The sequence below is a fragment of the Flammeovirga agarivorans genome, assembly GCF_012641475.1.
In the GTDB taxonomy this organism is placed as follows: Bacteria; Bacteroidota; Bacteroidia; order Cytophagales; family Flammeovirgaceae; genus Flammeovirga; species Flammeovirga agarivorans.
In genome coordinates this window covers 682,524-708,452 of the sequence record NZ_JABAIL010000004.1, presented here as the reverse complement: position 1 = coordinate 708,452, position 25,929 = coordinate 682,524, and the positions used below count along the sequence as shown (strand labels likewise).

The following is a 25,929-nucleotide window of genomic DNA, read 5'->3' as shown; positions in this document are numbered from 1 at the left end:
TAGTTCAATTGTTTTCTTCATAAGTAATTGATTACTTTTATAAACAAAAATTTGACCATTAATATTCATTATTATTGAAAAGGTATTCTCAATTGATTCATATTCATGAGTAGATCACAAAAAGAAGGTATTTGTGAATTGTGTGAAAAGGAATCTTACATTACTTTTCATCACTTAATTCCTAAAAGCACTCATAAAAATAAGTGGTTCCGAAAGAACTTTGATATCGAAGATATGAGACATAGGGGCATTAATGTGTGTAGGAAGTGCCATAGCTATATTCATAAACTGTATTCTGAAAAAGAACTTGGGAGAAGATTAAATACCTTGGAATCAATTAAAAATGATGAGCAAATAATGCGATATGTAGAATGGGCCAAAAATCATTAAGACTCAATAAAATGCAATATAAATATATACTCTTCTTATGTCTGTTTTTCTTCGTTCAAACTATCACTAAAGCACAAGAAGAAATACCAAAACCAACAAAATATCTTGAAATAGGTCCAGCTATTGGGAGTTATAGAGGTGATTTATCTCCCAATTATTCTAAAGTGAATGGGGGGGTAAATGTAGGGTATATTTTTAATAAAGAAAGAAGATGGAATTTTAGATTGGACTTTTCGTACCTATATGTACAAGGTCAGATTTTAAGAGCACCCGATTATATACCACCATTAACTGAACCTTACCCCAACGATTATTTTCAATCGCATACATTTAATACCTCTTTATCGGTAATGTTCAATATTATCAATAAGGATAATTTTAAAGTCTATATAGCTCAAGGTATCGGATTATTCTATTATAACCCAATGGATGAGAATGGAGAAGAGTTGATTGAAAATATCTCAGATCCAAGACAAGGTTATTATAAGACAAGAAATGATGGTGAAGATTATACAAATTTTGCACTTTCACTACCCACTAGATTTGGAGTGAATTACTTCTTTCCAACAAATTTTGGGGTAGGATTAAGTGCAACCTTTGCGAATATATTTACTGATTATTTAGATAATGTCTCAGAACTTGGTAATGTAAAAGGAAATGACAATCTGATGTCTGTCAATTTCTCATTCTTTATACCACTACAGTATCAAAAACTAAATAGAGTGAAATAATTATTCCTCTAATTTTGCGAGTGAATTCTTGTCAGTAATTTTTCTGTAGAAGCATGATTTTCTTGCTACACCATTTTTATTTTTAGTATGACAAGCTCCATTTCCTACAAGCTTTACTTTATATAAAAGGCTATCTTGATCACAATCGGTAAGAATATCTACAATTTCAAGGTAGTCACCAGATGTCTCACCTTTAGTCCATAATTCATTTCTAGATGTGCTCCAGAAGGTAGCCTTACCTTTTTCAATCGTGGTTTTTAAGGCAAGTTCATTACCCCAACCTTGCATTATTATTTCCATGGAATCAATGTCCTGAACAATAATAGGTACAAACCCATCTCTTTTTTCAAACTGAATGTTGATTTCAGTTCCTTCTTCTAATAATTTCTTATCCATGTCTAATATATTAATGTGAAATGTTGTTTCGGTTGTTTCTTTCTAAAGTATACTAAGCCTAAGTGATATAAATCTATTGATATCCCAATTTCTTTATCTTGAGAGATTTCATTCCAAGCTTTTTTCATACCCTTCGACCAATAAATATCATCAAAGATAAAAAGGGTATTCTCATGAGCATAATTCTTACATAAGTTGTAATAATTCATCGTAGCATCGTACGTATGATTCGCGTCAAAATACACCAAATCAATTTGTTTTTTTTCTTTAAGTACTTCAGGTAATAAGTTGTTGATATTGCCAACCTTGGAATCAATATTTAGGTGCTTGTGCTTATTAAAAATATCTTGAGCTATGTTGGCAATGTTAGGGCATCCTTCTATCGTTGTAAGTTTTACTTTTTTTGAGGCAGCAGCTAAATACATTGACGATATACCTAATGAGGTGCCTAATTCTAGAATATTTTCATATTTATATCGGTGAACTAATTCAAACAGAAAAGATCCAGTCCTTTTATTTGATAATGAACTTTCTGCAATTGAATTCACTTTCCTATTAATAGTATTGTGTTTTCTTGATCCTGCTCCCAAATCAGTGACCTTTATTTCTTGATCATTTGCTAATAATTGTTGTCTTTCTTTTTCGATCTGATCGAAAAAATAATAATACTTTTGTGGTTCAATTACTTGAGTATAAAGCTCATAAACAAAAGGTGAATGTAACCCATGGGCATTCCCTGCATTGTATTTATACTTTAGGAAGTCGAAAACTTGCATATAGTAAGCATTAATTTGTTCATTATTTCGCGTTAGTCCTTATCTTTGCGAGGTTTATTGCGAAATTATTCGCAAATATGTCAAAAGAAATAATCTTCTGAAACAAGAATTGTTATATAAATGGGATTAAAATGTGGTATCGTTGGATTACCAAACGTAGGTAAGTCAACACTCTTTAATGCTTTAACAAGTGCAGAAAATGCTGAATCAGCAAACTTTCCATTCTGTACTATCGATCCAAATGTAGGTGTGGTTACTGTTCCAGATCCTCGTATGAAGGAATTGGAAAAATTAGTTAACCCACAAAAGTCTATTCCAACAGTAATTGAATTTGTAGATATTGCTGGATTGGTAAAAGGAGCAAGTAAAGGCGAAGGTTTAGGAAACCAATTTTTGGCAAACATTCGTGAGGTTGACGCAATCATCCACGTTGTTAGATGTTTTGATGACCAAAATATTGTTCACGTTTCGGGTAAAGTAGATCCAGAAGAAGATAAAGCAGTGATTGATATGGAGCTTCAGTTGAAAGACTTAGAATCTATCGACAAGAAACTTCAGAAAACAGTGAAAATGGCGAAAACAGGTAATGCTGAAGCCAAGAAAACTGTAGCTGCTTTAGAAAGATTTAAAGCACATTTAGAATCAGGTGAAAATGCTCGTTCTTTTGATGGAACTGAAGATGAGTGGGAAGAGGTAAAAGATTTAATGCTTTTAACTGCTAAGCCTGTGATTTATTTAGCAAACGTAGATGAAGAAGGTATCAATGAAGATAACGAGTTCGTTGATCGTATGCGAAAAATTGCTGAAAATGAGAATGCTCAGTTAATTAAAGTTTGTGCTGCCATTGAAGAACAAATTTCTGCTTTAGATGATGAAGAAGAAAAAGAAATGTTCTTAGGTGAGTATGGCTTAACAGAATCAGGTTTAGACCGTTTAATCCGTGCTTCATATTCACTACTTGATCTTATCACTTACTTTACTGCTGGTGAAAAAGAAGTTAGAGCATGGACAATCTGTAAAGGTTGGAAAGCCCCTCAAGCAGCAGGAGTTATTCATACAGATTTTGAAAAAGGATTTATCCGCGCAGAAGTAATCCATTATGCAGATTATGTTCACTACAAATCTGAATTAGCTTGTAAAGAAGCAGGTAAACTTTCTGTAGAAGGAAAAGAATATGTCGTTGAGGATGGTGATGTAATGCACTTCAGATTCAACGTATAATTAGAAATTAATTATAAAAACTCCCACTATACATTTTAGTATGTATAGTGGGTTTTATGTGTCTATGCTCAAGAAAATTAGTTACATTTTCTTCTTCTTTCTGATCTTTATTATTGGCATCTTATTTACTGTGACGTGGAGGAAAAAGCCAGGTTATACCGTTCATGGTATAGATGTTTCCTATTATCAGAAACAGGTTAATTTCTCTAAAGTCGTAGATGATGGGTTTTCATTTGTCATTATTAAAGCTACCGAAGGAGATTATCTAAAGGATAGAAACTTTGCTGTCAATTGGAATGCTGCCAGACATGATCAATTAATAAGAGGAACGTATCATTTTTTTCGAGCTGATATTGATCCAATAAAGCAAGCCAATTGGTTTGTGAAACATGTTAAGTTATTACCGGGAGATTTACCTCCTGTACTTGATGTGGAGACTACAGAAAATGTATCAATACCTTTGCTAAGAGAAAGAATGACGATTTGGTTGAATTTAGTTGAGAAAAAATTCGGAATAAAACCAATCATCTACACCAATCTTTCCTTTTATAATGACTACTTGTCAACTAGCAAAGCTTTAACTAAATATCCAATTTGGATAGCAGCATATTCAAAGTTCTTTTCACCCCGTTTGGAAGGGAAGAATAAGTGGATGATATGGCAATATGATGATAATGGATCTGCTAAGGGAATTGAGGGCCCAGTTGACTTGAATGTATTTCAAGGGACAATTGGTGATTTAAGAAGATACTGTATTCCTGGGAGGTTTGAAGAAACCCCTTTAGAAATACACATTCCGAAAGAATTACCTTCAATTAGCAGATAATGAAAATAATTGAAAATATATTCGATTTACGTCTATTTACTTTGTAATTTAGTAATTCGAAATAGATACAAATTTATTTTTTTATAAATGGATAGTGTTCAAGTAAAGAAAGTTAAGCCCACAGTGCTTTATGTAGATGATGAACAACAAAACCTAGTGTCATTCAGAGCAGGTTTTCGTAAAGTTTATAAAGTACTCATAGCAAACAGTGGAGACGAGGCTTTAGAAATACTTAAAGAAGAACATAATAATATAAGTGTTGTGATCTCCGATCAACGTATGCCTAAAATGACAGGTGTAGAGCTTTTCGAAAAAGTTAGAGAGCTGTACCCTGATATTATGCGTATTGTGTTGACAGGTTACAGCGATGTACAGGATATTATTAATGCAATCTCTAAAGGTGAGGTATATCGTTATATCACAAAACCTTGGAATAGGGATGAGTTAATGGTAACTATCGACAATGCAATTGAAGCTTATAATCTTAAAGTCGAAAATAGGACTTTATTTACTTCTCTTCAGGAAGCCAATGAGCACTTAGAAGAGAAAGTAAAAAGTAGAACAAAAGCATTGCAACGTCAGAATGAGGAGCTGATCGAATTAGATGGTGAGAAAAACCACTTAATTGGTATTGTTGCTCATGATTTGAAATCGCCTTTATCCCAAATTGGTGGCTTGATTGAATTAATGAAGTTCGATATGGAGACTTTTACTTCAGAGCAAAAGGAGTATATCGATATGATTCAAGAATCCATTAATAAGCAAGAGGAGTTGATTACACAGATTTTGGATCTTAATGCATTGGAATCTAAGGCCTCTAACTTAACAATTAAGCCTTATGATCTTTCTAAATTAGTCAAAGAATCTGCTGAGCGTTTTGAACTGACAGCTCAGAAGAAAAATATAACTTTAGAGGTAGGAGTGATTGAAGATAGCTTTGCTGAAGTAGATGAGACTTACTTCGGACAAGTTCTACAAAATCTTATTTCTAATGCTGTAAAATTTTCACCTGTAGATAAAAAGATTTTCATTTTTGTGAAAGAAAATGGAGAAGACTTGGAAATTCATGTAAAAGATGAAGGACCTGGTTTAAATGAGAATGACAAGAAGAAATTATTCGGTCGTTTTCAAAAATTATCTGCAAGACCAACAGGAGGTGAGCATAGTACTGGGTTAGGACTTTCTATCGTAAAGAAAATGGTAGAAGATATGTCCGGAAAAGTATGGTGTGATTCTGTTGAAGGTGAGGGTGCAGACTTTGTAGTTTCTTTTGCAAAAGCATCAAAAGAAGCATAAAATAATAGAACAATATCAAAAAGAATCTTTATCAGTTAGAGTAGTTTAGTTGGTAAAGATTCTTTTTTATGATAGATACTACAACAATCTACATTTCAATGAGTTTATCATTGAAACATTTATAAAGAATATGAAAAAAGGGGTATTAATTGTCAATTTAGGGACACCTGATAGCCAAAAAACTCCAGATGTTAGAAAATATCTGAGAGAATTTTTAATGGACGAGAGAGTTATCGATATACCATTCTATAAGAGATGGCCTCTGGTAAATCTTATTATTGCTCCTTTTAGAGCACCAAAATCTGCTAAAGAGTATGAAAAGGTTTGGACTGAAAATGGTTCTCCTTTGTTATACTATGGTCTTGAAAGTAAAAAACTTTTACAAGAAGCTTTAGGTGATGAATATGTGGTAGCCTTAGGAATGAGGTATCAAAACCCATCTATTCAATCTGCATTACTAGAGTTGAAAAGCAAAGGAGTAAATGAGATTGTCGTAGTCCCATTATTTCCGCAATATGCTTCTGCAACAACTGGTTCAGTAACCCAAAAGGTAATGGAATTGGTAAAAGACTGGCAAGTTGTGCCTGATGTTACCTTCATCCAGCATTATCACAGACACCCATTGTTTATCAAAACATTTGCTGAACTGGGACAGAAATATCTAAGAGAAACAAATTACGACCATGTGATTTTCAGTTTCCATGGGTTACCTGAAAGACAAATCATAAAAGCTGATATCGATACTTGTTGTAAATTGAGAGGAGAGAGCGGCTGTGTTAAGAAGGCATATCCTAAAAATACGTTCTGTTATCGTTCCGCTTGTTTTGAAACGGCAGATCTAATTGCACAGGAATTAAAACTATCTAAAGACCAATATAGTGTCTGTTTCCAATCAAGATTAGGAAAAGACCCATGGATTCAACCATATACAGAAGATGTTATCATTAACTTGGCGAAGGGTGGAAAGAAAAGTGTTCTAGCTTATTCACCTGCCTTTGTAGCTGATTGTTTGGAAACTACTGTTGAGGTTGGGGAAGAATATAAAGAAGTTTTTGAAGAAAACGGTGGAGAACATTGGCAGTTAGTTGAAAGTCTCAATGATCATCCACAGTGGATTGAGTGTTTGACTGATTTAGTAAAAGGAAATCAAAGTAAAGTTTTAGAATTACAGACTAACTGATTTCCAAGCAATAGAAATATTTACGTCCTTTTGTTCCTTTTTGATTTTTTCAAGGTGCTGAAGGACGTTTTCTTTTTCTTCTTTCTCATTTTGATTAACTTCTAGTTCGTCAATGCTCTCAACAAAAGATAAATCTTTAAGTAAATTTTTTACTAATGAGGCATTTTGTTCGTTCTCGATGGAGATTACTAATTTTGTCATGATAATAGGTTATTTAAAGTGTAAGTACATCATATTAAATACGTATTAAGTAGTGTACCGTTTTGTTATGACAATTAATAAATGTAATCAGACAAGAAATTGTAGTTTAAGTTATTAATAATTAATAAGTTGAATGTCAGATAAGACAAAGTTTAAGATCTTGAAATTTCTCTTGAAAATACATCAAGCAGTAATTTTAGATCATAAAGAATGGAGGTATCAATTACAGAAACTGATAGAAAAACGATTGCCAATCTTTGAGTTATTCTTAGGTGTATTGGCAATAATCAGCCTAATATATACCCAAGGATTTCAATTATCAGAAGAAGACCTAGTAAAATCAATACGTTATGATAGATACCTGGCAACTATTTATTCCATTTTAATATTAGTCAAATTGTACTACATGAAATGGAGCGAAATGGATTGGCGTGAATATGTTGTTGATCTATTCTTTCTTGCCATAATATTTTTTATTCTAGCCTATAGGGTATTTTTCCTTCATGAATATGATTTCGATGCGGACAACAAAGGTTGGACAGCCTACATAGTTATTGTTCAAGTGTCAATGATTATAGCGTCTTTAGTTTCTTTGTCCAATAATAGGTCCTATTGGATGTTTTTCACTGCTAATAGTACGGTGATGATTTTAGGATCGTTGGTTTCTATTATTTTCATTGGGACTATTTTATTGAAATTGCCAGAGGCTTCTACACAGCCAATAACGTGGTTAGATGCCTTTTTTACGACAACGTCAGCAGTCTGTGTAACAGGCTTAGCACCGTTTAATATATCCGAGGTACTTACCTTTAAGGGACAAGTGATATTGATGATATTATTTCAGATCGGTGGTTTAGGGATTGTCACATTAACGACATTTATTGCTCTAACAATTCAGAAAGGAGTAAAAACAAAAGAGGAAGTGATTATCCAAGATATTATGGAAGCGGATAATATTAGTACCTCTTCAAGAATATTAAGGGGGATTATTATTATCACTTTTACAGTAGAAGCAATAGGAGCCTTTTTCCTCTATTTAGCATGGGGCGATTTAGGGCTCTCCACTTTTGAAAGGGTATTTGTTTCTGTATTCCATTCGGTTTCTGCATTCTGTAATGCTGGGTTTTCAAATTTTCCAGAAGGTTTACAAGGGGCTGATTTTGCGAAAGATTGGTTTTCAGGTGGTGTGGTGATGCTACTGATAATTATTGGAGGGTTAGGATTTAGAACTTATAGAGAAATTGTAAGTAGAAAGAAACAATACAGACGCCACCTTTCATTACAGTCACGAATTTCTTTACAAGCAACAATAGTTTTGATTATTGTAGGCACAGCAGGAATTTTTGTTACTGATATTGATTATTGGATGTCTAAAGATTCGTGGTCAGAAACTTTATTTCAGACGCTTTTTACTAGTGTGACATGTAGAACGGCAGGGTTCTCTGTTGTAGAGATTGGAGATTTGTCTTCAGCGTCTGTAATGATGATGATCTTGCTAATGTATATTGGTGGAGCACCCAATTCTACTGCCGGCGGCATTAAAGTAACTACAGTGACCTTATTGTTTTCCTATTTTTGGGCACAAATAAAAGGTAGAGATCATGTACATATAGGATGGAATACAATTCAAGATGCAAGCTTAAGAAGAGCTGTGATTGTGTTTATGATGTCAATCCTCATGTCATTTGTCTCTATATTTATATTAACAATAACAGAAACACATCTTAAGCCTGAAGATGTAACATTTGAGTTTTTCTCCGCGTTAGGTACAGCAGGGCTTTCCCGTGGCATAACAGCAGATATTTCTGCAGTTGGAAAAATTGTCTTAGCGATAGTGATGTTTAGTGGTAAGATTGGCTTATTTACGTTGATATCATTACTTGGGGAAGACGAGAAAAGCTTTGAATATAGATATCCAGAATCATCAATATTAGTTGGTTAGAATGAAAAAGATAAATAAAAGATATGTATTAATTGGTATGGGGGCTTTTGGTATAGAAATCGCCAAAACGCTACGCAATAACAATGAAGATATATTAATCATCCTTCATAATGATTTTGATTCTACATCGAAACTGAAGGATAGCTTAATCACTTTAAAGCGCCTAAGAGAAATGGGGTTTGAGTATTTGTATGAAACAGATACTACAAATCCAATGGCCCTTAAAAAGCATATTAAGCAGACTGACATAGTAATTTTATCTCATGGTAAAAACTTTGAGACTAAATTACTGACAATCGAAGCACTGAAAGAAATCAATGTTCAGGAAATATATGCAAGGGCTACTCGGGATATGCATGCGAAAGTACTGACGAAAATGGGAATAACTCGAGTGATTTTCCCAGAAAAGCAAGAAGGAAAACGCTTTGCTTTAGAATTAATGAACCGTCATGTTATTGCTATGGATGAAGTAGCTCCTGGGGTATATATTATTGAGGTATCTATACCTAAAAAGTTCCTAGGTAGTAGCGTTAGGAAATTACGTTTTAGGGATACGATGCATGTATCTGTAATCTGCTTAAAAGAGAATTCTTCTAACTGTAATAAGGAAGGGGAAGAGAAGGTATATATTCAAGACTTCAGAGATATCACATTAACTGAGAATCATACTTTAGTAATTGCAGGAGGTAAAGAAAGAGTGAAAAATATCGCTGATATGGTTTCTTAAGACTTGGTAGTGAAATTCTGATAGACAGTTTTCATTAAATTGGTAAACTGTTGATCACGGTCAAAATGTTGGGTACATAATGTACGGGCGTTTTGACCTTTTTTTATCAGAACATTCCTGTTACTTTGTGTGATTTCTTTTAAGTTAATGACTAATTCTTCTGGAGCATTAGGATTTGATACCCAACCACAGTCATTTTCTTTAACAATTTTAGCACCTTCGCCATCACCATGAAAAATGATAGGTAAACCCATACTCAAACTCTCAAATAATTTTGCAGGAAGAGTGCCTCTCACATAATTAATTTGAGAGATAAATGCAAAATCATATTCCTGTAAGACTTGAGGTACTTTTTGATAAAGAATTGGCTCAAAAACTTGGATTGAATTAAGCCCTTTTTCTTTAATAATATGTTTGATTTTTGGAAGGTCAATACCATTACCATAAATATGGAAATCAATTCCTAATCTATCAAAAGGAATTTGATTGATGAGTTGAGACAGTCCATGTGCTACCCCAAGAACACCCATATATACCATTTTATACCTTTTTTCATTTAGATCTTTATCTGATGGTTTAAAGGTGTCGATATCAGCTCCAATACGATAAATTTGAGGTTTTTGAAAGCCTAGTTGTTGAATATATTCCTGGGATTCAATAGACTGTGTTACAATATGATCCGCTTTTTTGTAGAAATACTTTTCTACCTTATGAAGTAGTTTATAAGTGAATGAAGACTTTTTTAAATGATTAATATCGACCATGGCTTGAGGCCACAAATCAGAGACATTTAAGATAATAGGTATATTGTATCTTTTTTTTGCAAGAATAGCTAAAAAAGGTAATGATATTGGTGGTGTTTGACAGATGATTAGATCTATTTTGTTCCTCTTCAAATAAGGCAAAGAGAAGAGCATACTCATTAGCATTGTCATCATACTGATCAATCTCAATAAAGAGTTGTTTTTCTGAGATGGCAATAACCAATGTCTTCTTACAGTAATTCCATTTTCATTCGTTTCTGAAATGAATTTGTATCGATCTTCTTTTTTTAATTTTCCACTAGGATAGTAGGGATGAGAAGTGATTACAGAAACATAGTGACCTTCTTTTTGAAAAGACTTGGCCATATGTTCATATTGATGAGGTGCTGCACCAAAATCAGGAGGGTAGCAGTGAGTGATGATGCAAATATTTAGTTTTTGATCATTCTTCGCTTTATCTGTACTCTTTAAAATAGTATCTGAATACAAAGTCATTGATTACCTTTTCCTTCCCTACAAAATATTAACGGTCAACTTCACCCATAATGATATCAATAGATCCCATAATTGCAATCAGATCAGAAAGCAATACCCCTTTTGAAATTTCAGGTAATACGGATAAGTTACAGAAACAACAAGATCTAGCTTTTAATCTTTCTGGAATATCAGATTTTCCATTTGTTCTCATGAAGAAGCCTAATTCTCCTTTTGGACCTTCAGCTCTAGCATAAAAATCCATTGCTTTAGGTCTAATTTTCTTTGGAACTAATGCTTGAGGATCAAATGTTCTATCTCTTTTATGTTCTTTAAGTAAAATATTGGCAGACTGCTCAATTATTTTTAAGGACTCCCAACACTCTTCAACTCTTACATAAGTTCTGTCCCAGCAATCGCCCACGCTACCCATCAGACCTTTACCTACAGGAATATCAAAATCTAGTTCTGGATAGACTGAATAAGCATCAACTCTTCTTAAATCATGTGCTACTCCTGAACCTCTAAGTACTGGTCCGGAACAAGCATAATCAATCGCTGTACTTAACGGTAGAACACCAACATTAGCAGTTCTTTCAACAAAGATTTTATTGTCGATAATCATTTCTCTAAACTCTTGTAGTTTAGGCTTTAGATAATTGACAAACTCAAGACATCTTTCTTCAAAACCAACAGGAACATCATAGTATAATCCTCCCACCCAAATATAATTATAGAGCATTCGAGCACCAGAAGCCCATTCTAACATTCTTAAAATGTGTTCTCTGTCTCTCATTACCCATAAAAATGGAGTAGTGGCACCAATATCAAGAACATAAGTACCTACAGCTATAAAATGCGAAGCGATACGATTAAGTTCAGCAACAAGAACTCTAATGTATTCTACTCTTTTTGGAATTTTGTGATCAATTCCCATCATTTTTTCAACACCCATTGCAAAAGCATGCTCTGAATTCATAGAGGCTACGTAATCCATACGGTCTACGTAAGGGATAATTTGTTGAAAGTTTAGGTTTTCTGCATGTTTCTCGAAACAGCGGTGCAGATACCCCAAATGAGGAGTGACATCAACGACATATTCACCATCAGTGAGCACCTCCACTCTAAGTACACCATGTGTAGCAGGGTGATGAGGACCCAAATTAAGTACCATTTCTTCCGTTCTAAGTTTAGACGGATCGTAAAAATTTTTAGATGAGTTTTTTAAATGTTGCTCATCAAACTGATATTGAACTTGTCTTTTTTCCATTGAAAGCTGTTTGTCTTTACTGCAAAGTTGACCTATTGTTGTCAATAAATCAATAAAGTGACACTCATGTTACAAAGATTAAAAAAATTAATGCAAAAACGGAGTAAAATTGTGTTTTGGTTAGAATAGATAAGAAATTAAGAGTATTTTTGCTTCCGTATTTTGACGGTATATTGGTCTGTAGAAACAAACCTATACCAAAGGTCCATTTCATTTTTTTCGAAATGGTCGGTTGTAATTATTGACGCACTTAAAATCGTTTTAAAAGATGAGTACATCACAGGACGAAACTCAAAACAATGAGTTAAACGAACAAAATGTAACTGAAAACACTGTAGCACAATTTGATGATGTTGCAGATATGGATGATGTTGCAGATTTTGGAGATGATGAAGTATCAGTAGAAGAGGAGCTTCAAGAAGATCAAGATTTTAGTAATCATTCTAAATCAGAATTACTTGCTGAAATCAGTAAGCTTGTTAACAATAGTGATGTTGTTAAAGCTGAAAGAATCTCTAAAAAGATTAAAGAATACTTTGATCCGATTAGACAAGAAGAAGAGGCTGCTGCTAAAGCTGAATTCTTAGAGAAGAACGGTGATGTAGAAGGTTTTGAATATCAAGATGCTGATGTCAAAACATTTAATGATGCTTTCTACGCAGTTAAAAATGCACGTCGTCAACATTTTGAGCAAATGCAAAAAATGCGTGAGGACAACTTAAAGAAGAAGCGTAGCATTATTAACCAAGTAAAAGAATTGATCGAGACAACTGATGATAAAGGTGTCATGAACAAGATCAAGGAATTACAAAAAGAATGGAAAGCAACAGGTGCTGTACCACAACAGTTTGCTGATGAAATCTACAAAACTTACGGTGCTTTACTTGATCGTTTCTATGATCAAATGAGTATCGAGTTCGAATTAAAAGAACTTGATAGACAGCATAACTTAAAAGCGAAAAAAGCTTTAATTGAAAGAGCTGAAAAACTTCTTGAAGTAGAAAATATTAGTGAGGCTGTAGTTTCATTAAATAGCCTTCATGAGGAATTCAGAAATATTGGTCCTGTACCAAAAGAAGAAAAAGACACTATCTGGAATTCTTTCAAAGAGATTTCTGATAAGATATATGATAAAAAACGTAAGCACGCTGAAGAATTCAAGAAAGTTCTTGATGAGAACATGAAATTAAAGCAAGCTTTATGTTTAAAAGTAGAGCCGTTCTCAACATTCAATACAGATCGTATTAAAGAGTGGAATGAAGAAACTAAGCGTTTATTAGCGGTTCAAAAGGAATGGGAAGAAATTGGTCCAGTACCAAGAGAAGTAGCTAACGGAATTAACAAACAATTCTGGGCAAACTTCAAACAGTTCTTCGCAAACAAAAATAAATTCTTCGAAGTACTTGAAGCTCAAAGAGCAGAGAACTTAGAGAAGAAGAAGGTTTTAGTTGCAAAAGCAGAAGAAATTAAAGATTCTTCAGATTGGAATGCAACAGCTGATGCTTTAATCGCTTTACAAAAAGAGTGGAAAAGTATTGGTCCTGTTCCTGAAAAATTCAGAGATTCAGTATATGCTGAATTTAAGGCAGCTTGTGATACTTTCTTTGAAAGAAAGAGAAATAAGAGAAATGAAGAGAACAAGGAGTATGCTGAGAACCTAAATAAAAAGGAAGAAATTATCTTAGAGTTAACGAAATTAACCGAAGATAAAACAGCCTTCGATCAAGCATTATTAAGTGAGAAAGCAGAAGCGTTCTTTGCGATTGGTTTTGTACCAAGAAAAGAAAAAGATGCTATTGTAGACAAATTTGTTGCAAGTGTAGAAGCATATGTGGAGTCTGCAGCTGATCTTGATGAGAAAGGTAAACTTCAAGTATTGGCGGGTGTATTTAATCAAATCCCTGCTGGAGGTAAGCGTTTTAGAAACCAAGAGCAAAATATCCGTACTAAGATTAAAACTCATGAGGACGATATTGCTTTATGGCAAAATAACCTTGCTTTCTTCTCAAATTCGAAAACTGCTGATAAATTACTAGCAGAATACAATGAGAAGATTGAAGCTTCTAAAGTAGAATTGAAAAAATTAAAAGAACAATTAAAAATTATCCAATCAATGGATAACTAGTATTGATCTTTTGAAATATAAATAAAGGCTGCCTTATTTATTTAAGGTAGCCTTTTTTAATGCCTCAATAATCGGAATATCTGCAGGAGCAAGTAAGATATTTTCAAGTTCTTCGATGTTTACCCACTGAACTTCATCATGGTCGAGTAGTTGAAATTCCCCTTTTATTTTCTTGCAAATAAAACTGTGTAGGTGTATTGAGATTTGAGGATAGTGATGGATATTATCATGCAATTTTTCGAGAACCTCAATTTCTACATTAAATTCTTCCTCAAATTCTCGGATAAGAGAAGCTTCAAGTGTTTCTCCAATTTCATGTTTTCCTCCAGGGAACTCCCAATATCCTTCTAAAACATTTCCTTTCTTTCTTTTGGCTATGAAAACGGTTTTATTTTCAATTATAATACCTGCAACAACTTGTATCATTGATTTTTATTTGGAATATAAAATGTTAGACATGAAACAAAAATATTTAAATGGGGTATACTTATATAGAAGTTAGATGAATGCGCTTAGTAGATAAGTGAAAAAAAATTGAGAGAGTAAACAAAAGACCTCATTGATTATGTCAGTGAGGTCTTTATTTTTTATTTCATCCCATCAAGCTCATCTAGTACTAAGTGAGCAAGAGTAGGATGTACTTTCTCTTTTTTTGCAAGTTCTATTGCCTTTTCAGCATTAATTCTTGCTTCTTTATATTGTTTAAGTTTAAATAGAAGTCCAGCTTTTGTTTCGTAGTTAATGGAATAAGGATGTGATTTTATGGAGATATTAATCCATTCAAGGCCCATATTCAACTTATCCTTATCATCATAATAATGATATATATTCCAGGCCCAATTTCTATATAAATAGGCTCTAACTTCAGGGTCTCGGTCGGAGAGTAGTTGAACCCCTTGTTCCATTTTGCTAAATGCCGTCGAATACTCCTTTATATTGATGTAGAATGTTGGATTGTAGGCACAATTCAATGTTTTTCCTTGTTTCCCTAATGACTTATCTAAATATGCCATTAAGTCTTCCCAACCTTGAATATCACGCATTTCGACAAAAGGTTGCATGGATACATTTGCAGCAGCATTGATGGTCTGAATAATATCTTTGATACCATAATCCTTTTCAATTGAAGCAGTATGTTGTACTAATTTTTGTAAAGCATCTGAATGTAATCCAGAATACATTGTTGCTTCTTTTAGGGCCATCCATACCCACTTATTTTTTAGTGAATTTTCATCAACTTTTACCAGGAACTCTTTTAATGTTTTGTCATCTGCATAACCTGCTTTGTAAGAGACATAAATGTACCTAGAAAGAACATTTAAATCTTGTGACTTATTTGTATGTATTTCCTTTTGAAGATTAAAAAGTTGTGTGCTAGTGTTTTCAGCTTCCTTTGTGTCTTTTACAAACTCATCTTTATTCATTACACCTGTAAGTAAGTGAATTGGATTGCCATCGCTATCTAAATACAAGAAACTTGGGTAAACATGTAATTTATATTTCTTGATTAAGGCAATACCTTGGGTGCTCTCAGCATCAATGTCAATACAGATATAATTTTGATTATAATGATTGCCGATTTTTTTATTTTGAAAAACTTCTTCTTGCATCCAATCGCAATTGGGACACCATTCGGTATGTATATCAATGAATACTTTTTTATTATTGGTTTTAGCTTCATTGATAGCTTTTTCTAGTGAAATTTTCTGAAACTTTATTCCTTGACTAAAAGAATATTGAGCGGATAAAACTAGTAAAAGACAGAAAGTTCTAAATAACATGCTTGGGGAGTATTTATACACAGTTAATAATTAGATATAATTTAATAAAAAACTCCATAGAAATAGTTCCCCAAGCCTTATTTATTTTGCTAATCTTTTATAGTGCCTTGTGTTTTTCTTTGGTTTTGAGAGAGAAAGAATTCCAGCAAATAATAGTATTTGTATTGGTGATATTGCAAGTTGAGGTCCTAGGAATAACCACGGTTGATATTTCATAGTTGTGAAATGTTGCCAATTCCACCATGATTTAGTAAACTCACTTCCAGCAAACCAAACAGGAATCACTAAAAATAGAGATAAGAATATAGCTTGTTTGAGCTTTATTCTACCTTTTTTATTGGTGTTTAATAATCCTACAATAGAACTGACTATTATAGTAATAAAGACAGAGGTAAAAGAAATGAAATAATACATCCATGAAAAATCCATATGATGATTTACCCATAAATTTTTGATAAAAGGTATCGCTAAAATCTGATGAATATTCTCCATAATCACCTTACTGAAGATAAACATTAAGCCAAGTATTATAGCATTGTAAATCATAGCATTTTTAATGCATGGCCTTTTGAAAAAGTGACTAAGAACTTTAAAAGGGGCTTTAGCTAATCGATAGATATTCTTTTTGGTTGAATATAAAAAACTATCACTTTTTTTAAATGGAGGAGGAGAAGGTAGTATGTTTTTAGTCCGTTCACCAATCTTAGTGGGTATAACTTCATGGTAAGTATCTTGTTTTCCATCAGTAGTCCAAACAAACTTTGCAAGAATAGCACTGGCATAGGAAAACCCTTGGTCAATAGCTCCTTCAAAAACTGAGGAAGATACCCCTTTTTTCTTACACTCCACGATCATGAAAGGTTCTAAACCTTCCATGTCATTGTAGGTAATAATATCGGCTTCTTTTGTTGAAGATCCCATTTTCACAGGGACACAAACCCTTACATATTCTGCAGGGTAATTGTAATCATAAATTAATTTTAAATAAGTTTCTAATTGTACTTTCTCTTCAGGATTATTTAATGATCTTGTTTTGGTATGAGGTAGATAGGTGACTTCATTCGTTTTTTTATTTATGCTGATAACTCTATCTCTCTTACCTTTAGAGAGGTATTTCATATTTGGTATAATTGTTCTGTACTGAAAAAAATCGTTTGTTAAATATAGTGGAAATTTAAATAATAATGATCAAAAAAAACGCAAAATGATGTTTTTGTGTATTTTTAAGCTTAATGTATATGTTTTATAATTAAACAAAAAAATCCTTATGTATTGATTGTTACTCAACTACATAAGGATTTATAATATGAATTACTGAATAAATATTGAGGTTTCTATCCTCTCATTTTTTCAGAATATTCTTTTACAGTATTGATAAACACTTTAACCTTTTCAGGGTTGATGTCAGGGTAAACTCCATGACCTAAATTAGCGATATGTTTATCAGGGCCAAACTGATCTAACATGGCTTTTGTGGCAGCCTCAATATCTTTATCTGAACCGTATAAAGCACAAGGGTCTAAATTACCTTGTAGTACTTTACCGTTAGCAAGAGCTCTTGATTCGGCTACATCCATGTTCCAATCAAGACCCATTGTATTACAATTTGACTTACCAATTGCTTCACGAGCAAAGTACGCACCTTTAGCAAATACTGTTTTTGGTACTTCAGTGATTGCATCACAGATTTGGTTGATATATGGCATTGCAAATACTTCATATTGTGCAGGAGAAAGAATACCCGCCCAAGAATCGAAGATTTGAATCATATCTGCACCAGCTGCAATTTGAGCCTTTAAATATGCAATAGTAGAATCTGTAATCATCTGTAACAACTTATGAGAGAACTCAGGTTGTGTATAGAACATTTTCTTTGCTTTCGAGAAAGTCTTAGAACCTTGACCTTCGATCATATAACAGAAGATAGTAAATGGAGCACCCGCAAAACCGATTAATGGAACGCGGTCATTTAATTCTTTCTTTGTTAATTTGATCGCATCTAATACATATCCTAAGTCAGATTCCACATCAGCCACTCTAATTTTATTTAAGTCACTTTCTGTTTGGATTGTAGTAGGGAAGAATGGACCTCTTTTTTCCACCATTTCATATGGAAGTCCCATTGCTTCTGGAATCACTAAGATATCTGAAAAAATAATAGCAGCGTCAACACCTAATAAATCAACAGGTTGAATTGTTACTTCACATGCTAATTCAGGAGTTTGACATAACTCAACAAATCCAGATACGCTGGCTCTTACAGCTCTATATTCTGGTAAAATTCTACCCGCTTGGCGCATTAACCATACAGGAGTTCTTTCTGTTTTTTCACCTCTTGCGGCGCGAAGAATTAAATCGTTCATATATATAGACTTAGTTTATTCTTTGTTGTCTTTAATGGGAGTAAGCCCTAGTTCAATTCCTGATTGAATCATAAATGGAAGTGCTTCTTCCATAGTATTTTTGATTTTGCCATCAAGGATAGCTTCTCTTACAATTGCTTTTATCTGTCCAACTTCTTTGGAAGGCTTGATCTCGAATGTATTCATGATTAACTCTCCAGTAATAACAGGTTGGAAGTTTCTCACTTTATCACTTTCCTCTACTGCTTCCAATCTTGTTTCAACATAATCAAAATTAGATAAATAGCGTTTTACTTTGTTACCATCTTTAGAGGTAATATCCGCTCGGCAAAGTAACATTAAAGCATCAATATCATCGCCAGCTTCAAAAAGTAATCTTCTTACCGCTGAATCTGTTACTTCTTTCTTTACTAATGCAATAGGTCTTAGGTGAAGCTTCACAAGTTTTTGTACAAACTTCATCTTATCATTCAATGGAAGTTTCATTCTTTTGAATATACCAGGAACCATTCTCGCTCCTTTGTCTTCATGTCCATGAAACGTCCAACCTACTTTGCTATTAAATCTTTTGGTAGGAGGTTTTGCAATGTCATGTAATATTGCAGCCCAACGGAGCCACAAATCATCTGATTTTTCAGCTACATTGTCAAGTACCTTTAAAGTATGGTAGAAATTATCCTTATGGCCTTTACCATCTCTACGCTCAACGCCATAAAGGTTCTGCATTTCAGGGAAAATTAGTTTTAATAACCCTGAAGTAAATAGCAATTTAAAGCCATAAGAAGGAAGTGGAGAAAGGATGATTTTATTAAGTTCATCCATGATACGCTCTTTAGAGACAATTTCGATGCGTTCTTTATTTTCAGTAATCGCATCAAAAGTGTCTGGATCGATATCAAAGGTAAGTTGAGAAGCAAATCTAATGGCTCTCATCATTCTTAATGGATCATCAGAGAATGTGATATTCGGCTCAAGTGGTGTAATTATGTTCTTCTTTTTCAGATCATCTATGCCACCGAAAGGATCTACAAGATCACCGTAATTATCCTCATTTAATGAAATAGCAAGTGCATTGATTGTAAAGTCTCTTCTATTCTGATCGTCTTCAAGTGTACCATCTTCTACGATAGGCTTACGAGATTCTCTTCTATAAGATTCTTTTCTTGCTCCTACAAATTCGACTTCATACTCGTCAAATTTTACCATTGCAGTACCGAAGCTCTTAAAAGTATTACAAGGAAGGTTACCACCTCTTTTTGCAACATCCTCAGCTAAGACTATACCACTGCCTACACAAACTATATCAATATCTTTGGAAGGACGTTCTAAAAGTAAGTCACGCACAAAGCCTCCGACCAAATAAGTATCGAAGCCTACCGCTTTTGCACTTTTAGCAACAATTCCAAAAATTGGATTTTTATCTAAAGTATCTTTAAAATTCACTATTGTAAATTTTTCTGTATTCTATTTGAATTTGCAAAAGTACATTATTTCATAAACAATTGACGTGAATAGAGCTTAATTTATCAAATTCGATGTATAATTATATACTTGGAGAAAGGATTGTATATGAAAAACTATTTAGATAGTTTTGGAGAAACTATTGTAATAAAGAACTAAAATTAAAAATGACTTCACTAAAGCTTACCTGCTCTTGCTTATCCGCAATATTAATTTCTTGTATACTATGTATTCCAGTCTTTGCTCTTGATGTCGGTGAAAAATTAACTGACTATGATGAAGTTAGATACATGGAGTCTTCTGGTGATATTGTAATTGTTGGTGCATATGCATCAAGTCAATTAAAAGGAGCCGTATTTGTTCATCGTTTAGAAAATGGAGAACTAGTTCAACTGGCAAAACTTACTACAGAAAGTGATGAAACCGCAAATAATACCCATTTTGGTTTTGCCGTAGATATTTCAGATGATGTAATAGTTGTTGGAGCACCTAAATCGGATGCTGTTTATGTATTCGAAAAACCTGATGGGGGTTGGGTTAATATGACCGAAACACACAAAATAGATACTCCTTTTTTATCAAATGGTTGGTTTGGTTTTTCATTATCACTCAAAGACAATTTACTTTCAGTTGGAGCATATAGGTTAGATAGCTATGAAGGAGCAGTAACAGTATATAAAAAATCATTCGGAGAGAAATGGAGTGATAATAACTACTTCTATAAAAATATTTCAGCTCCAGTTGAAGGTGGTAATCAATATTTTGGACATGAGGTAAGACTACATGGCGAAACACTTGTTGTGGGAAATATAGGTAATAATAATTGGACAGGAGCAGTACGAGTTTATGATGGGTTATTTTCTAAAATAGAAAAAGATGAAAAGATACTTCCCACAGCTACTTTGACAACTTCAAATAGCTCTTATCAATTAGGTATGCATGTAGCTATTAATGGTAATACTATTGTTGCTACTGATTATGGACGTAATAATGCAGGAAGAGTAGTTGTATTTAATAAGCCAAATCAAGGATGGGAAGATGCTACTGAGAGCTATTTTATTACTAATGAAGAAATAGTTAATGGTTCTCATTTCGGTTCTGATTTAGATATTACTTCAGATAAATTATTAATTGGAGGATCACAACATTTAGGAAAAGGAAAAGTCTATTTATACGGATTTGATAATGAGAAGAATACTGGCGTCACTTTAATGAACTCTTATCAACTCGAAGAAGGAGCATCAAATGATTTCTTTGGCTCAGCGGTAAAAATTTTAGGTGAATATGTTGCTATTAATTCGATGTACAACCCTAGACAAAAAGTCTACCTGTTTAAAGAAAAGGAGTCTAATATTTCGCTATATACCAAATCTCGCCATTTAGACGTAGATGGGGACGTAATGGTTTTAGGAACTTATGAAGGAGAGAATAATATCCCAGGTAGTGCCTTTGTATATGAATTCCAAAATGGTGAATGGGAAGAAGTCGCACAGTTAAGTTCATCAGATGGTGTAGATGATGATATGTTTGGTTTTGCTGTAGCGATTTCCGGTGATGAAATAATAGTAGGTTCTCCAGAAACAGATAAGGTTTATATATATGAAAAGCCAGCAGAAGGTTGGTCAGATATGACGGAATCTTATCAAATAACTAATCCACTTGGGGATGGTTACTTTGGATTCTCAGTAGATATATTAAATGGAAGAGCAGTAGTAGGAGCTTATAGACAGAATCATTATGAAGGAAGAGGGTTTTATATTGAAAGGCTTAAAGAGTCTTGGTCGGAAGGCGTGAATATAACAACTCTAAAATCTCCTAACCCTAAGACAAATGAGTATTTTTCACATCAAATAAGAATTTCTAAAGATGCAATATTAGTAGGGGCTTTAGGTAAAGATAATTGGAAAGGAACGGCTTATGTTTATAACCTTCCTTCAAATGGTTTTATTGATGAAGTTGAAACTCCAAGTGTAGAATTACAGCATCCTAATAATCGAGGTCATCAGTTTGGTATTCATTTGGATTTAAATGATGACATGATTGCTGTAACTGATTATAAAACAGATAATATAGATGGTGAAGTTGTTATTTATCATCGACCAGATAAAGAATTATGGAGCTCAGATTTAAAAGGCTACGTTGTATCAAACCCTACAGGAAATAATGGTGAAAGTTTTGGGTCAGATGTTCAAGTAAAAGGTGATACATTACTTGTTGGTGCATTTCGAGCTGATGTTCATGGTTCAACCCACTTATTTTTATTAGATAATGATTCCATGAGTGCTGAATGGAAAGAAACTTTTATTCCAGAAGAGATTGAGAGTGAAATTAGATTTGGTACTGCCGTGCGTTTTCATGAAAGTCACTTCGTAGTTTTAGCAGAAGATAATCCTGATCAGTTTTACTTCCTCTATGGTTACCCGAATTTAATGGTTTTATCAAATGCCATTACGAATTTGAACAAAATTGAGATATTAAATACAGACCCGATATTACGTAATGAAAATACAGTAATGGTTAAAGGACTGTCAGAAGGTGTATTTCAATACCACATCTATAACGGAAAAGGAAGTAAACTTCATAGTGGAGAAATTACTCCTTCAAATAATGACATATCATTAGAAGGTCTTGAAAAGGGGCTTTTATATATCGTTCTTTCGAGTGATGTGTTAGAGGCTGTCCATACTTTCAAAGTATTGAACTAAAACTTGTAGAAGACTTAAAAGCAAGGGTATTTGTTGTTATTATAATTGCCCTTGCTTTTCTATTTAGAGGTATAGTAAAATGTTCTAGATTTAAATGTAAACTTTATTGATTTTTTATCGAAAACACCGCATTTTGCAAGTTCAATTTAAATTCGACAAACATTCCAACAATATATGCGTAAGTGGGAAGATCTCTTGACTTTTTCAGCGATACTTTTTTTGTTTATTTTCTTAAACATACATTCTGATAAAGTCTTTTTTAGATGGGATTTAACAGAAGAAAAACGATTCACAATTAATCCTGCAACAGAACGTTTATTAGAAAATCTTCCTGATCAGGTAAGTATTGATGTGTATTTAGATGGCCCATTGAACGCTGAGTTTGAACATCTGAAATTAGCTATTCTAGAAACTCTAGAGGAATTTAAAGTACAATCAAATGGGCAATTAGATTTCAGGTTCATTGATCCAAATGATTTTGCAGATACTAGACAAAAGCAGCAATTTCAAAATTCATTAATAAAAAAAGGTATTCCTCAGACTACTTTATTTGATGTTGGACCGAATGGCGAGCAGACACAAAGATTAATTTACCCCGGTGCTTTAATATCCTATAAGGGTAAACAAAAAGGGATTTTACTATTAAAAGGTAATAAAGCAAAATCAGCTCAAGAGCAGATCAATCAATCGATAGAAGGTGTTGAATATGAATTAGCTTCTGTTATTCAAGAATTAGTAGAAGCAAAATCAAAAAGGGTGGGTATTGTTCAAGGTCATCAGGAATTATTTCCAAGTGAGATGAAAGAGTTCACAGAGGCTCTTGAGAATAAATATATTGTCAATTGGGTAACTGATCTTTCAACCATCAAAAACTTTGATGCATTAGTGGTTGCTCAACCAAAAACAAAGTTCTCTAATAAAGAAAAGTATTTTATTGATCAATATTTAGTTGATGGAGGAAATGCTCTTTTCTTATTGGATAAAGTACAAATGAATAAGGATTCTATTCCATTGGGTGGAACTTATGCTTTTGGATATGATCTAAATATTGAAGACTTATTGTTCAGATTAGGAGTAAGGCCTAATATTGATTTAATACAAGATCAACAAGTCGGTCTTATAGAAATTGTGGCAGGGAATTTTGGTGATAAAGCGAATATTAAGAAACTACCTTGGCCTTATAATATATATCTGAATACATTTTCAGAACATCCAATCGTAAGGAATATGGATGTTGTTTATGGTCGCTTTATTACTTCTTTAGACACAGTTAAATCCATTGGAATCAAGAAAGAGCCTTTGATATTTACTTCAAACTATTCTAGGAAGAGGGCAATGCCTAATATCGTATCATTGGATGAGATAAAAGAAGTAAACAAAAAAGAATTATTTAATCAACCGAATATTCCAATCGCCTATTTATTGGAAGGGACATTTAAATCTCTTTATGCGAATAGATTCCCACCAAAGGGTATTGATAAAAAATCATTGATTAAATCATCCACAAAACCAACAAAAGTAATTATAGTAGGTGATGGTGATATCGCAAAAAATGAAATCAATCCAATTAATAAGCAACTAGAATCAATAGAATTTGATAGACATAGAGGGCAATCACTTTCTAATTTAGAATTCTTGATGAATAGTATGAATTACCTAACAGATCAAGATGGATTGATAATGGCAAGAAATAAAAAAGTGACCTTAAGACCTTTAGATAATTTCAAAATTAGAGAGGAGAAGGCCATGTGGCAATGGATAAACGTTGGAATTCCAGTATTGTTAACAGTATTATTTGGAGGTATTTTTATTTATTTGAGGAAACGTAAATATGAAATCTAAAGTTTAAATGATTTCAAGCTTATATTACTAATAGATATATTGTCCAGTACAGTATATCTATTTTTTCTTATTTGACTTGATAGTAGTAGGATATTCTCTAGTTGCTCATCAGAAAAATTGATGTTGGCTTGAAGTATTTTTGTTAAACCAATGTTTTTATAGAACTCTTGTACTTTGGAAGTTGAAGAACCTAAAAATACCTGCTCAATAAGAATTTGCCCAAAAGCTACTTGTAATCCATGTAATGTTGAATCCTCAGGGTATAGTTCATCTATAGCATGACTTATTAAATGTTCTGCACCACTTGCAGGTCTTGAATTACCAGAAATAACCATAGCGAGGCCTGAAATAACTAACCCATTGGCCAATGTAATCAGAAATTCATCATTTTTCAGGTCTTCTTCTGCGTATTCGAGGATTGAATTGGCACTTAATAAAGATAATGAAACAGCAAAATTGTCAATTTTCTCATTTGTTACCTGATTAGATAACTCCCAATCTTTTAATGCATTTAGATTGGATACTAAGTCACCAACCCCTGATAAGATATTAACTTTAGGGCTTTTTTTAATGATATTGATGTCTGCTATTATACCTAATGGAGGTGTCACGCCATAACTTTCTTTTTTACCAGACTTATTAATTAGCCTAGAAATAGGTGAGTATAATCCATCATTTGATAAGGTAGAAGGAACACTCAAATAGGCATTATTAGTTTTATGAGAAATTAATTTGACAACGTCAATAACTGATCCTCCTCCAAAACCAATGAACAGTTCATCAGCGCTGAAATCATTTTCAAGAATTATTCTTTCAACTTCTAAAATTGATGCTTCATTAACATGAATAGTTTTTAAAGCACCAATTTTCTCTAAAACATCAGCATACCTATTTCCTAGAAAAGAGGATGTAAAAACAACAATCTTTGGGAAGTAGAAGGACTTGTCTTTTAATATTTGTGGAATTTTTTCAACAAGTTGATTCCCAATTTCTAAAATAACTGGAATAGGTATGTGTTTGTAAAACATTATGAGTTCTTAATGGTCTTAATTAATTCAGAAGTGCTGATTCCTTGTGTATAAGGTAAGAACGCTAATTCTATTTTATTCTTATCCAAAAATTCTTGATCAACTCTAATTTGCTCCATATAACCTTCAACATCCCAATCATCTCCATGAACAACAACATCAATATCATATTCAATTAAAACATCTTTATTGTCGAACTGATTAATAATAAATGCTTGGTCTACACACTCTAAAGATTCAATAATTGCAAGGCGGTCTTCTTCACTGACAAAAGGTTTTCTTTTATATTGAGCTGTCATGTCATCACCATTTAAAGCGACGATCAGATGAGTACCTAATGCTTTAGATTTCTTCAATAATTCTAGGTGTCCACGGTGAAATAAGTCGAAAACACCTACAACGTATATATTTTTCTTTGTCATCTATTTGT

The 25,929-nt window shown here is 33.2% G+C and carries 22 protein-coding genes; 10 read left to right on the top strand and 12 right to left on the bottom strand.

The window, feature by feature from the left end:
- The first annotated feature begins 401 nt into the window (after positions 1-401).
- Positions 402-1,121, top strand: coding sequence for an outer membrane beta-barrel protein (locus HGP29_RS15785; protein WP_168883386.1), 720 nt, complete (start codon positions 402-404; stop codon positions 1,119-1,121).
- Here the strand turns inward: HGP29_RS15785 and HGP29_RS15780 are convergent, their stop codons facing one another.
- Together HGP29_RS15780 and HGP29_RS15775 are read right to left on the bottom strand one after the other, a co-directional pair.
- Positions 1,122-1,517 carry a phosphoribosyl-AMP cyclohydrolase gene (locus HGP29_RS15780; protein WP_168883385.1) on the bottom strand — a complete coding sequence of 132 codons (396 nt, stop codon included), beginning with the start codon at positions 1,515-1,517 and terminating at the stop codon, positions 1,122-1,124.
- Positions 1,518-1,519: 2 nt separating this feature from the next.
- Entirely contained in the window at positions 1,520-2,293 is a 774-nt protein-coding gene (locus HGP29_RS15775) for an O-methyltransferase (RefSeq protein WP_168883384.1), read from the bottom strand.
- 120 nt (positions 2,294-2,413) lie between these two features.
- Between HGP29_RS15775 and ychF the strand changes: the two genes are divergently transcribed.
- The 4 genes from ychF to hemH all read left to right on the top strand — a co-directional run bounded on the left by ychF (position 2,414) and on the right by hemH (position 6,816).
- Positions 2,414-3,514 carry a redox-regulated ATPase YchF gene (gene ychF / locus HGP29_RS15770; protein ID WP_168883383.1) on the top strand — a complete coding sequence of 367 codons (1,101 nt, stop codon included), beginning with the start codon at positions 2,414-2,416 and terminating at the stop codon, positions 3,512-3,514.
- 64 nt (positions 3,515-3,578) lie between these two features.
- Complete coding sequence (locus tag HGP29_RS15765) at positions 3,579-4,340, top strand: glycoside hydrolase family 25 protein (protein WP_168883382.1); 762 nt, start codon at positions 3,579-3,581, stop codon at positions 4,338-4,340.
- A gap of 87 nt (positions 4,341-4,427) precedes the next feature.
- Positions 4,428-5,636 (top strand): hybrid sensor histidine kinase/response regulator, encoded by a 1,209-nt coding sequence (locus HGP29_RS15760; RefSeq protein ID WP_168883381.1) that lies wholly within the window; start codon positions 4,428-4,430, stop codon positions 5,634-5,636.
- 130 nt (positions 5,637-5,766) lie between these two features.
- A complete protein-coding gene (gene hemH / locus HGP29_RS15755; protein WP_168883380.1) occupies positions 5,767-6,816 on the top strand; it encodes a ferrochelatase in 1,050 nt (349 codons plus the stop codon).
- On the opposite strand, the gene HGP29_RS15750 is transcribed toward hemH, so the two are convergent.
- Positions 6,802-7,017, bottom strand: coding sequence for a hypothetical protein (locus HGP29_RS15750; RefSeq protein WP_168883379.1), 216 nt, complete (start codon positions 7,015-7,017; stop codon positions 6,802-6,804). The two genes, hemH and HGP29_RS15750, sit on opposite strands and share 15 nt — an antisense overlap.
- Before the next feature lie 133 nt (positions 7,018-7,150).
- Here HGP29_RS15750 and HGP29_RS15745 point away from each other — a divergent pair, with 133 nt between their 5' ends.
- Both HGP29_RS15745 and HGP29_RS15740 read left to right on the top strand, forming a co-directional pair.
- Positions 7,151-8,959, top strand: coding sequence for a TrkH family potassium uptake protein (locus HGP29_RS15745; RefSeq protein ID WP_168883378.1), 1,809 nt, complete (start codon positions 7,151-7,153; stop codon positions 8,957-8,959).
- Position 8,960: 1 nt separating this feature from the next.
- A complete protein-coding gene (locus HGP29_RS15740) occupies positions 8,961-9,686 on the top strand; it encodes a potassium channel family protein (RefSeq protein WP_168883377.1) in 726 nt (241 codons plus the stop codon).
- Here HGP29_RS15740 and HGP29_RS15735 read toward each other — a convergent pair.
- Together HGP29_RS15735 and HGP29_RS15730 are read right to left on the bottom strand one after the other, a co-directional pair.
- The gene (locus HGP29_RS15735; RefSeq protein WP_168883376.1) at positions 9,683-10,945 is read right to left on the bottom strand and encodes a glycosyltransferase family 4 protein; all 1,263 of its coding nucleotides are present in this window, start codon (positions 10,943-10,945) and stop codon (positions 9,683-9,685) included. The two genes, HGP29_RS15740 and HGP29_RS15735, sit on opposite strands and share 4 nt — an antisense overlap.
- 28 nt (positions 10,946-10,973) lie before the next feature.
- Positions 10,974-12,194: an NADH-quinone oxidoreductase subunit D gene (locus HGP29_RS15730; RefSeq protein ID WP_168883375.1), complete on the bottom strand. Its 1,221-nt coding sequence runs from the start codon at positions 12,192-12,194 to the stop codon at positions 10,974-10,976.
- A gap of 268 nt (positions 12,195-12,462) precedes the next feature.
- Between HGP29_RS15730 and HGP29_RS15725 the strand changes: the two genes are divergently transcribed.
- Positions 12,463-14,319, top strand: coding sequence for a DUF349 domain-containing protein (locus HGP29_RS15725; RefSeq protein ID WP_168883374.1), 1,857 nt, complete (start codon positions 12,463-12,465; stop codon positions 14,317-14,319).
- Positions 14,320-14,352: 33 nt separating this feature from the next.
- Here the strand turns inward: HGP29_RS15725 and HGP29_RS15720 are convergent, their stop codons facing one another.
- From HGP29_RS15720 to HGP29_RS15700, 5 genes are all read right to left on the bottom strand, one after another.
- The gene (locus HGP29_RS15720) at positions 14,353-14,745 is read right to left on the bottom strand and encodes a (deoxy)nucleoside triphosphate pyrophosphohydrolase (RefSeq protein WP_168883373.1); all 393 of its coding nucleotides are present in this window, start codon (positions 14,743-14,745) and stop codon (positions 14,353-14,355) included.
- Positions 14,746-14,906: 161 nt separating this feature from the next.
- A complete protein-coding gene (locus tag HGP29_RS15715) occupies positions 14,907-16,100 on the bottom strand; it encodes a thioredoxin family protein (RefSeq protein WP_168883372.1) in 1,194 nt (397 codons plus the stop codon).
- 81 nt (positions 16,101-16,181) lie between these two features.
- Complete coding sequence (locus tag HGP29_RS15710) at positions 16,182-17,219, bottom strand: type I restriction enzyme HsdR N-terminal domain-containing protein (RefSeq protein ID WP_168883371.1); 1,038 nt, start codon at positions 17,217-17,219, stop codon at positions 16,182-16,184.
- Positions 17,220-17,434: 215 nt separating this feature from the next.
- The gene (hemE, locus tag HGP29_RS15705) at positions 17,435-18,463 is read right to left on the bottom strand and encodes a uroporphyrinogen decarboxylase (protein WP_168883370.1); all 1,029 of its coding nucleotides are present in this window, start codon (positions 18,461-18,463) and stop codon (positions 17,435-17,437) included.
- A 15-nt stretch (positions 18,464-18,478) separates the two neighbouring features.
- A complete protein-coding gene (locus HGP29_RS15700) occupies positions 18,479-19,906 on the bottom strand; it encodes a CCA tRNA nucleotidyltransferase (RefSeq protein WP_168883369.1) in 1,428 nt (475 codons plus the stop codon).
- Between the two features lie 185 nt (positions 19,907-20,091).
- Here HGP29_RS15700 and HGP29_RS15695 point away from each other — a divergent pair, with 185 nt between their 5' ends.
- Positions 20,092-22,629, top strand: coding sequence for an FG-GAP repeat protein (locus HGP29_RS15695; protein ID WP_168883368.1), 2,538 nt, complete (start codon positions 20,092-20,094; stop codon positions 22,627-22,629).
- Positions 22,630-22,803: 174 nt separating this feature from the next.
- Positions 22,804-24,471: a gliding motility-associated ABC transporter substrate-binding protein GldG gene (gldG, locus tag HGP29_RS15690; protein WP_168883367.1), complete on the top strand. Its 1,668-nt coding sequence runs from the start codon at positions 22,804-22,806 to the stop codon at positions 24,469-24,471.
- Here gldG and HGP29_RS15685 read toward each other — a convergent pair.
- Positions 24,468-25,499: an iron-containing alcohol dehydrogenase gene (locus HGP29_RS15685; RefSeq protein WP_168883366.1), complete on the bottom strand. Its 1,032-nt coding sequence runs from the start codon at positions 25,497-25,499 to the stop codon at positions 24,468-24,470. The two genes, gldG and HGP29_RS15685, sit on opposite strands and share 4 nt — an antisense overlap.
- Positions 25,499-25,921 (bottom strand): adenylyltransferase/cytidyltransferase family protein, encoded by a 423-nt coding sequence (locus HGP29_RS15680; RefSeq protein WP_168883365.1) that lies wholly within the window; start codon positions 25,919-25,921, stop codon positions 25,499-25,501. The genes HGP29_RS15685 and HGP29_RS15680 overlap by 1 nt, the downstream gene beginning before the upstream one ends.
- Positions 25,922-25,929: the final 8 nt, after the last annotated feature.